The sequence below is a fragment of the Sphingomonas sp. 2SG genome (assembly GCF_005503285.1).
Lineage (GTDB): Bacteria > Pseudomonadota > Alphaproteobacteria > Sphingomonadales > Sphingomonadaceae > Sphingomonas > Sphingomonas taxi.
On sequence record NZ_SCMZ01000011.1, the window covers coordinates 86,861 to 97,156 of the forward strand.

Sequence of the window (10,296 nt, forward strand, 5' to 3'; positions counted from 1 at the left end):
GCGCAGGACGGCACGACCCCATTGACCTGCACGCCCGGCACGATGCACGTCGATGCCGAACAGCCGGGGCGTCCACGCGCCCGATGATAGGACGCTAGACAGTTGACCCGTTCCAGAGGCCGCTCGCGTGGCGTCACGATCATCGACGTCGCGAAACATGCCGGCGTGTCGCCGATGACGGTGTCGCGCGTCATCAACGGCGATCCGGGGGTGCGCGACGAGGTGCGTGCCCGCGTCGGCGAGATCATCAGCGCGTTGAACTATACGCCCAATCTGACCGCCCGCAGCCTGGTGACGTCGCGCGAGATCCGGATCGGCGTGATCTACTCCAATCCCAGCGCGGCGTTCATGAGCGACCTGCTCGCCGGCGTCTTCGAGGAGGCGTCGGCCCGCGCCGCCCAATTGATCCTGCTGAAGGGAGAGAATGGCAAGCCGCCGAGCCGCGAGGCGATCCAGGGGCTGATCGATTCGCGGGTCGCGGGCATGATCCTCGCGCCGCCCCTCGGCGAATCCGAGGTGGTCGGTCAGATCCTGCGCGCCGCGAAGCTGCCGGTCGCGGTGGTGGGCGGGGCCGCGCGCGGCGCGATCTGCGTCGGCATCGACAATCGCCGTGCCGCCTATGACATGACGCGGCACCTGATCGCGCTGGGACACCGGCGCCTCGGCTTCATCCTCGGCAATCCCGATCAGTCCGCCAGCGCGGAACGGCTCGCCGGCTTCAGGGCGGCCGTCGACGAGGAAGGCGACCTCGACGTCCAGATCGTCCAGGGCGACTACAGCTATGCCTCGGGACTCGTCGCCGGCGAGGCGCTGCTCGCTGGCGCGCATCCACCCACGGCGATATTCGCGAGCAACGACGATATGGCCGCGGCCGTCGTCTCGGTGGCGCATCGCCGTCATCTCGACGTTCCCGCCGATCTCACCGTGACCGGTTTCGACGACAGCACCGCCGCCACCACGCTCTGGCCGCCGCTCACCACTATCCGCCAACCGGTGCGCGCGCTCGCTGCGGCGGCGCTGCAATTGCTGATCCAGGACATTCGTGCCGGCCCGGTGGCGGACGACGATGCGCGCGCGACCGTCCTCGACCACCAGTTGATCGAGCGCGAGTCCACGGCGACGCCGCGGTCGAACCCCCTGCCCCATCCGGTCCGGACCATGCCGTAGGCGATCACCGCGTCGGGGCGGTGACGCCGGCATCGGTCTGCACGACGGGGATCATCGTGCCGTCCGCTTTGTAGCGCAGCGGCTCGACGGTCACCGCCCGCCGTCCGATCGCCCCGTTCAGGTCGCCGATCGTCAGCGCTGCATTGTGCAGGAACAGATACCACGCGCCTTTGAACCGGGCGATGCCGGGATGGATCGTGAAACTGTATTTGCCCGATCCGGTGAGTTCGCCGCGATACGTCCACGGCCCCTTCAGCGACGGCGCGGTCGAATAGGACACGCGCTCGTCACGATGCGTCGCGCGATCCAGCGAGGCATAGGTCAGATAGTAAAGCCCGCCGCGCTTGTGCAGCCACGGCCCCTCTTCGAAATGCGGGGGCGTGATCTCGACGATCGGCCCGTCGATCTCCACCATATTGGGCTTCAGCCGGGCGATGTAGCATTGCCGGTTGCCCCATGCGATCCAGGTCGTGCCGTCATCGTCGGTCAACACGGTGGGATCGATATCCTCCCAGCTGTGCGTGCCCTTCGGCGTCATGCCATTGGTGATGAGCGCCGACCCCTTGGCATCGACGAACGGCCCCGTCGGACGATCGGACACCGCGACCGCGATCGCCTTTCCGGGATGCGTGTCGTCATGCTCGACCGCGGCATAGAACCAGTATCTGCCGTTCTTGAAGATCGTCTGCGACGCCCAGGCGTCCTTCTTCGCCCATGTGAAGTCGGACACCTTCATGATCGGCCCGTGGCGGGTCCAATGCCGCATGTCCGTCGTGGAATAGACCAGCCATTCCTTCATGTTGAACATCTCGTCGCGCTGCGCCTCGTCATGCCCGACGTAGAGGTACAGCCGGTCGCCGACCACCAGAGGCGCCGGATCGGCGGTGAACGTGTCGCGGATGATCGGATTGGCGCCGGGCCGGGCGTCGGGCGCCGCGCTCGCGACGGCGGAGGCCAGCAGCAGCATTGCGGTCAGGCGGGAAGCGCGCACCATGGAATATCCAAAAAAGTGGTCCGGAAGCGCTGCTCCCGGACCACAGAGGGGGGACGGTTCAGAACTTGAAACGGACGCCGGCGCGGTAGACGCGGCCAAGCACGTCGTAGAGCGCGGGATTGACGAAATACGGCGAGCGCGCCGGATCGCGGTTGAATACGTTGTCGACCTTGAAATAGGCGGTCATCGCCGAGGTGAGATTGTAGGTCCCGCCGACGTCCATGTAGAAGGCACCGGGGATGAAATTGGTGTCGATCGTCGGACGGTTGTTGGTCGAGACCGGGCAGCCGGTCGTGCACTCGACATATTGATGGCCGAGCACGCCGTCGCTGAACCAGCGCTCCTGCACCAGCAGCGAGAAATCGTCGGTGGCATAGGTCTGCACCGCGAGCCACTTCCAGTCGGGCGTGTTGCCGATGTTGGCGCCGGCGCTGTCGACCGGGATCGTACCGGGCAGGCCGGTATCGGTGACGAAGCTGCGGATGTTCGTCGCCAGCGCCCGCAACGTCAGGCTGCCGGGCAGTCCCAGCGGCCGCTGCCAGCGATAGCTCGCCTCGATGTCGAAGCCGTCGGTCTCGATCGATGCGAGATTGAAGGCCTGGACGTTGATGAAGTTCGGCCCCGCATTGTTGTTCAGGTTGAAGGCGCCGCAGGTTTCCGGCGCGATGTTCTGGAAGCACAGGTTGACGATGTCCGCCGCGCCCAGGCTGGATATGACGTCGGTGATCTTGATCTTGTAGTAATCGACCGACAGGCTGAGCCCCGGCAGCGCCTTCGAGCCCGAGAAGGCGATCCCCAAGGTGGTGTTGCGGGCGATCTCCGGCGTCAGGTTGCGGTTGCCGATCGTGTTCTGGATCGCCAGCACGTTGACGTTGCGGAAGGGATCGAAAAAGCCCGGCAGCGTGGTCGTCACCGGCGCGGCGAACAATTCGGACAGATTGGGCGCGCGCACGTCGCGCGAGGTGACGCCGCGCACCCGCAGGCCGTCCAGCGGCAGGTCCCAGGTGCCGCCGATCTTCCACGCCCATACCGTTCCGGAGGTGCTGTAGTCGGTGACGCGCACCGCGCCGTTGACGTTGGCGCGCCCGGCCAGATCGGAGTTGATCAGCGGCAAATCGGCCTCGACGAAGGCTTCCTTGACGCTGTAGGCGCCGTTGCCGTTCTTGTAATTGCCCGCATACCAGTTGTTGCCGCCCGCGAGCAGCGTCGGATCGGCGGGATAGGCCGCATCGGCGGGCGTGTTGGCGAAGCCGGCGCCATAAGGATCGGCACGCACGGTGTAGAATTCATGCCGGAATTCGCCGCCGAACGCGACCGAGACCGGCCCCGCCCACGACGAGAAGGGCGATCCCGAGAAGTTGAGGCTGATGACGTCCTGCGTCTGCCGCGTCCGCTGTCGCGGCCCGTTCTCGGGCATGATGTACGACAGCGCCGCCTGGGACGGATTGCCGCCGAAGATGTTGAGCGGCTGACAGCCGTTGGCGCGCGCCACCGCATTGGCGCAGACGATCGCGCCGTTCAGCGTCGTCGCGTTGATCGCCTGGTTGAAGCGGTTGGACAGCAGGATGTTGTTGACGTCGATGTTCGAATAATTGGTGCCATGTTCGTAATAGATGTCGTAGCTCCACTCCGAGCCGGCGACGGGCTGGCGGCCTTTCGCGCCGGCGACGAACCGGTATTGCCGGCGGTCGGTGAACACCTGCGTGCTGCCGAGCGCCGCGTTGCTGGTGCCATATTGGAAATTGGTGACCCCGGCGGTGGCGCAGGCGGCCTGCACCAGCGCGGGTACGAAGGGATTGGCGCACTGGATGGTGAGATTGGGGCGATTCTGCCCGCCCACCGGCTGGTTGCTGGTCTTCACCTGACCGATGTTGGCGGTGGCGTAGATCTCGCCGTTGGGCGCGAAGTCGAAGCCGATCCGGCCGTAGCTGTTGACCCGCTGGATCTTCGACTGGAGCGTCCGTCCCGCGTCGACGTTGCCGGACAGATCGCCGCCCAAGCAGAAGCCGGGATAACAGCCGTTGACGTTGCCGGCCGCGTCGCGCGCCGGAACGCCGTTCGAGCCATAGTTGAACTGGAACGGATTGCCGCTCTGATCGAAGGCGATACCCTGTAACGGCCCCGCCGTGATCAGCCCGTATTTGGTGTAATTGTACGGCTGGGCGAAGTCGCGGAACAGATATTGCGGCGAACCGTCATTGACGACGTTGCGGTTGATGAGCGTCGACTGGCGGAACCAGTCACGCCCGCCCGCCAGGCCGATGCCGAAGTCGCCGCCACCGACGCCCTCCTCATGCGCATATTCGGTGCTGGCGATCAGGTGCAGCCGATCGTTCAGCGCGCTGGTGCCGGCCGCGAGCTGGACGAGCACCTGCTCGTCGTCGCCATACGTGGTGATGCCGCCCTGAACGTTGCCGCGGATGCCCTTGAACCGGGTGTCGGTGATGAAATTGACCACCCCGCCGACCGCATCCGAACCGTAGGAGGCGGACGCGCCGCCGTTGACGACGTCGACGCGCTTGATGAGCAGTTGCGGGAACAGGCTGATGTCGGGAACGCCGGTCACGTTCGCGCCGACCACGCGTTGGCCGTCGAGCAACGTCAGCGTGCGGATCGCGCCGACGCCGCGCAGCGAGAAGGAGCTGAGCCCCTGCTGCCCGCTCGAGGTGCTGAACGTGCCGACCGACGTGCCGGTCGAGCCTTGCAGCGAGGGCAATTGCGCGATCGTGGTGAAGACGTTGGGCTGTGCGTTCGCGGCGATCGCGGCCGAATCGATGATCGTGGTGGGCGTCGGCGCGGTGAAGCCGCCGGTGGTGATGCGCGATCCGGTGATCACGATATCCTCGGCCGGCGCATCCTGGCCGGCGGCTGCCGCGGACTGCGGGTCCGCCTGGGTGATCGTGCCCCCCGCCGCATCCGGCGATTGACCGCCGGGGTCCGTCTGGACCGGCGTGGCGCGCTGGACGTCGACCGGGGCCGGCGTCTGCTGTGCCGCTGCCGGCGTGCAGACGAGCCCGATGGCGATGGCGGCGACGCTCGCCGAGCCGATCCCTCTCATTCGCGAACGCGATCCGCCAGCACGGTTCAACATGGCCTCTCCCTTCCTGTCCAGATGCATCTGGTAACGTTACCATCACGTGTCGTGGGATTTGGGGCGGCTGTCAATACTCCCACATTACAAATGATTGCCCGGCCCGATGACGATCGGACGGAGGGTCGGCAGGCGACGCATAGGTCATTGACAACAAGGCGATATTAGATGCGGATATGCTTCTTTGAGGGAGGATGTCTGGTGAAGATCGCTCTTGATGCGATGCTGGCCGCGGCCATGATCGCTCCTACAGCGCTGGCGCAAACCGCCGTGCCCGCGGTGGTCGAGGATTTCAGGCCCTCGACGCTGAACCAGCCCGGGCAAAGCTATCCCCAGGTCAATTCGCAGGGCTTCGTCCGCTTCAAGATCACTGCGCCCGAAGCGAAGAGCGTCAAGGTCAGCCTCGGCCTCGGCGGGCGCGGCGGCACGGTGCTCGCCAAGGCGGCGGACGGATCGTGGACGGGCACGTCGGAAGGCCCGCTCGACCCGGGGTTCCATTATTACCACCTGACCGTCGATGGCGGGACGTTCAACGATCCGGGCACGCTCAACTTCTACGGATCGACGCGCTGGGAGAGCGGCATCGAGATACCGGCCGACGATGCCGATTTCTACGCCCTGAAGGCCGTCCCGCACGGCCACGTCGAACAGATCCTGTTCCCGTCGCCGAGCACGCAGACGCAGCGTCGCGCGTTCGTCTACACGCCGCCCGGCTACGACGCCGGCAAGCCGACGCGCTATCCGGTGCTCTACCTCCAGCATGGCTGGGGCGAGGACGAGACCGCCTGGTCCAATCAGGGGCACGCCAATCTGATCATGGACAATCTGATCGCGTCCGGCCGAACGCGGCCCTTCATCATCGTCATGACCTACGGCATGACCAACGACATCCGGCCGGGCAGTCCCGGCGGCCTCGCGCGCTTCGACATCAAGCCGTTCCAGACCGTGCTGGTCAACGAGCTGATCCCTTATGTCGATACGCACTTCCGCACCCTCGCCGACCAGCGCCACCGTGCCATGGCCGGGCTGTCGATGGGCGGTTTCGAGACCAAGCTGATCGCGCCGAAGAACCTCGACACCTTCGCCTATATCGGCCTGCTGAGCGGCGGGACCATGTCGCTGGACGACGTCGACAAGACGCAGGGATACCGCGAACGCGTCAAGCTGACCTTCGTCAGCTTCGGCAGCCGCGAGCTGGACGGGGGACGCACCGGTCCACCCGGCGGCCCGCGCGTCGATCCGCGCGCCAATGCCGATGCGCTGAAGAAGGCCGGCATCAACAGCGTGTTCTACGTCTCGCCCGGCACCGGTCACGAATTCCTGTCGTGGCGACGGAGCCTGCGCGAGATGGCACCCCTGCTGTTCAAGGACTGAAGCCGATCCGACCTTCCAAAAATACCAACGAATCTACGACCTTACGACGGATTGCGCGCCCCTGCCGCGCGGCATAACCCAGTCCGCGAACGGATCGGTCCCGGGAGAGCATGAGTTGAAAGCCTTCGTGATGCTGGGCGTCGCCCTGGCGAGCATCGCCGGTCCCGCATATGGGGCGTCCTCGTCGGTGTACGTCACCCGTCCGGACGAGCCACGGGCGATCACGGTGAAAGGCGTCGGCGATGGCGTCGCCGACGATGCCGCGGCGATCCAGCAGGCGATCGATGCCGCGGCGAGGACCGGCGGCGCCAAAGGCGGCATCGTCTTCCTGCCGTCGGGACGCTATCGGGTCGGTCGCACCATCCTGATCCGTTCCGCGGTGCGGATGTTCGGCATCGGCAAGACGCGCCCGGTGATCGTGCTCGGCGACAACACGCCGGGCTTTGCGGACGGTATCGCCGCGGTGGTGAGCTTCACCGGCGACGATCAATACCGGTCGGGCAAGCCACCGATCCCGCCGCCCACCACCCGCCCGTTCGACCCCGCCGTGTTCGACGCGACCCAGACGACCTTCTATTCCGCCCTCTCGAACGTCGACTTCGCGCTCGGCCAGGGCAATGCCGGCGCCGTCGCCATCCGCTTCCGCGTGGCGCAACATGCCTTCGTGCGGCATGCCGACTTCCAGCTCGGATCCGGCCTCGCCGGCATCTACCAGGCCGGCAACGAATGCGAGGACCTGCGCTTCTTCGGCGGTCGCTACGGCATCATCAGCGAAAAGACGTCGCCCGCCTGGCCGTTCACGCTCATCGATTCCGAATTCGAGGGGCAGCGCGACGCCGCGATCCGCGAGCATGAGCTGGGCCTGACGCTGGTCAATGTCGCGATCCGCAACACGCCGGTCGGCATCGAGATCGATCGCGGCTATTCGGATTCCCTGTGGGGCAAGGACGTCCGCTTCGAGAACGTGTCGCGCGCCGCCGTGCTGATCTCAGAAGAGAAAAGCGTCTTCACCCAGATCGGCTTCGACCATGCGATCGGCATCAACACGCCGACGTTCGCGCTGTTTCGCGACAGCGGCAGGACGCTGGCAGGCCAGGGCAGCCGCTGGCTGGTCAAGGACTTCTCCTACGGGCTGAAACTACCCGGCCTCGGTGCCGTCGGCGACTATGCGACCGACCTCAGCATGAGCCCGCTGACCCGGGTGCCGGCGCGGCGCGCGCCGGCGATCCGCGCGCTGCCGCCGGTGCGCGAATGGGCCAACGTGCGCGACGCCGGCGCGCGGGGCGACGACAGCACCGACGATACCGCCGCGCTCCAGCGCGCGATCACCGCGCATCGCGTCGTCTACCTGCCGATCGGCCGCTACCGGATCACCGATACGCTGAAGCTGCGGCCGGACAGCGTGGTCATCGCGCTGCATCCCGATCTGACCCAGATCACGCTGGCGAGCCGGACGGAAGGCTATGCGGGTACCGGCGCCGTTAAGGCGATGGTGGAGAGCGCCCGCGGCGGCAATGCGATCGTCTCGGGGCTCGGCCTGTGGGCGGGGGCGATCAACCCGCGTGCGACGGCGCTGATCTGGAAGGCCGGCGAGGCATCGCTGGTCAACGACGTCCGCATCCACGGCCCGGTGGTCCTGGCGGGCGGCAAGCCGACCGGCGTCAACGAACCCGGCGCACGGATGGATTCGCAACATGCCAGCATCTGGGTGACCGATGGCGGCGGCGGCACCTTCGCCGCGATCTGGACCCCCAACGGCCTCGCGTCGAGCGGCTTCATGGTGTCCGACACCAAGACGCCGGGCTATGTCTACGAGCTGTCGGCGGAGCATCACCTCAAGAACGAAATCGTGCTGCGCAACGTCGAGAACTGGCAGTTCCTGGGGCCGCAGACCGAGCAGGAGGTCACCGACGGGGTCAATGCGGTGTCGACCGAGTTCCATCATTCGCGCAACATCCTGTTCGCCAATTACCACAGCTATCGGGTGACGCGGTCGGCCAAGCCGATGGACACGGCGGTGCGGCTGTTCGATTCGGGCGATATCCGGTTCCGCAACGTCCACGTCAACGCGGACAACAGCTTCGCGCATTGCGACGCAAAGGGTTGCGGCACCTTCTCGCGCGCCAGCAAATATCCGTTCGAGAATGCGATCAAGGATTACACGCGCCGGCAGGAGGTGCGCGAGCGCGAGTTCGCCAGATTGGACGTCCCCGCCACCGCGGCAGCCGCGGCCACTGAGTCCGGCGTCGTGGTGACGCCGGGCATCCGGAAACTGGCGGACGGCTTCTATTCGATTGCCGGCGGCGCGGTCGATGCCAGCGGCAAGCTCTACTTCATCGACCGCTTTCACCACCGTATCCATGGCTGGTCGCAGGAGGAGGGATTGTCGCTGCTGACGGATACGCCGCTCGACCCGGTGAACCTGGCGGTCGCCCGCTCCGGCGACCTGATGGTGCTCTCGTCGGCGGGGACGGACGCCAGCGTGTACAGCATCGATCCCGCGCATCCCGAGCAGATCCGCACGATCTTCGCCACCCCGGCGCGCAGAAACGGCGACGCGGCGACGCTGTTGCCGGTCAACGTCTATGCCAATGGCGAGTTCGCCGATCGCCTCGATCCCAAGACCTATGCCTTCCCACCCCTGTCCGCATTCTTCGTGGACAAGATGGCCGAGGCCAAGCCGCAGGAATATGTCTCGCCCGACGGGTCGCTGGTGCTGCCGGCGTTTCGCGTCTGGAACCAGAGCACGGCGGACACTCTCGGCTGGCGCTGGTCGGACTCGCTCGACGCTTATGGATTGGTGGCCGCGAAACAGGGTGAGCGCGTGGTCCTGACGAATGCATCGGAAAACCGGACGTACAGCGGACTGGTCGGCATCGGCGGACAATTGACCGATCTGAAAGTGGTCGCCGACCGTGGCGGCGAGAGCGTCGCGCGGGATGACGCCGGGACCCTCTACGTCGCCAACGGGCAGGTGTTCGTCTACGGCCCGGACGGAAAGATCGAGCGCCGGATCGACACCCCCGAGCGGCCATTGCAGCTATTGATCGGGGGCAAGGACAAACGCACGCTGTTCATCCTGACCCATCACGCGCTCTACGCCATGCCGCTTTGATGGCGACGGCCTGATCGATCGATGCGTCTAGGAAGAACGATCTTGATTGGCTGACGCCTGCGGGGCTGATCGCAGGCGTGGACCTGAACTTGCCGCTCATCGCAAGAAGATTGGACATTCCGAACCGCTCGGCGAGCCTTTCGATCATCGGCGCGCGCTCGCCTAGCGCATCAAGGTCAGCGACGACGAGGCCGGCATCATGGGGCCGAAAAGCGACCTGCTCATGACGCTCGTGGCGGCGCAGGGAGCGAAATCTGCGGCGCCCGGCGAGCCGCGTCAGGTACTGAAGTGGCGGAGCGGGAGGGATTCGAACCCTCGATACGCTTTTGACGTATACTCACTTTCCAGGCGAGCGCCTTCGACCACTCGGCCACCGCTCCGCATGTCCTGGAAAGGCGCGCGTAGCCGGTCCGCATCCGGGCTGCAAGTGATTGCGTGATCGGCGCACCTGGGCCAGTCTCGCGGCCATGCCGTAGCAATGCGTCAGCCACGCCTGCCGCCCGTTGGTCGCGACCGGCCAGCCATCCGCGGTGACGCCGCTCGCGGTCGAATAGC

Annotated in this window: 5 protein-coding genes and 1 tRNA gene; 3 read left to right on the top strand and 3 right to left on the bottom strand. The window is 66.2% G+C overall.

The window, feature by feature from the left end; translation table 11 throughout:
* Positions 1 to 102: 102 nt before the first annotated feature.
* Entirely contained in the window at positions 103 to 1,167 is a 1,065-nt protein-coding gene (locus FFS23_RS06925; RefSeq protein ID WP_212742920.1) for a LacI family DNA-binding transcriptional regulator, read from the top strand.
* Positions 1,168 to 1,171: 4 nt separating this feature from the next.
* Here the strand turns inward: FFS23_RS06925 and FFS23_RS06930 are convergent, their stop codons facing one another.
* Together FFS23_RS06930 and FFS23_RS06935 are read right to left on the bottom strand one after the other, a co-directional pair.
* Positions 1,172 to 2,161 carry a glycoside hydrolase family 43 protein gene (locus FFS23_RS06930; protein WP_137898010.1) on the bottom strand — a complete coding sequence of 330 codons (990 nt, stop codon included), beginning with the start codon at positions 2,159 to 2,161 and terminating at the stop codon, positions 1,172 to 1,174.
* A gap of 58 nt (positions 2,162 to 2,219) precedes the next feature.
* Entirely contained in the window at positions 2,220 to 5,219 is a 3,000-nt protein-coding gene (locus FFS23_RS06935; RefSeq protein WP_249340566.1) for a TonB-dependent receptor plug domain-containing protein, read from the bottom strand.
* A 234-nt stretch (positions 5,220 to 5,453) separates the two neighbouring features.
* Between FFS23_RS06935 and FFS23_RS06940 the strand changes: the two genes are divergently transcribed.
* Entirely contained in the window at positions 5,454 to 6,626 is a 1,173-nt protein-coding gene (locus FFS23_RS06940) for an alpha/beta hydrolase (RefSeq protein ID WP_212742921.1), read from the top strand.
* A gap of 130 nt (positions 6,627 to 6,756) precedes the next feature.
* Positions 6,757 to 9,741 carry a glycosyl hydrolase family 28-related protein gene (locus FFS23_RS06945; RefSeq protein WP_137898011.1) on the top strand — a complete coding sequence of 995 codons (2,985 nt, stop codon included), beginning with the start codon at positions 6,757 to 6,759 and terminating at the stop codon, positions 9,739 to 9,741.
* Positions 9,742 to 10,030: 289 nt separating this feature from the next.
* Here the strand turns inward: FFS23_RS06945 and FFS23_RS06950 are convergent.
* A tRNA-Ser gene (locus FFS23_RS06950) sits at positions 10,031 to 10,121 on the bottom strand.
* Positions 10,122 to 10,296 lie beyond the last annotated feature (175 nt).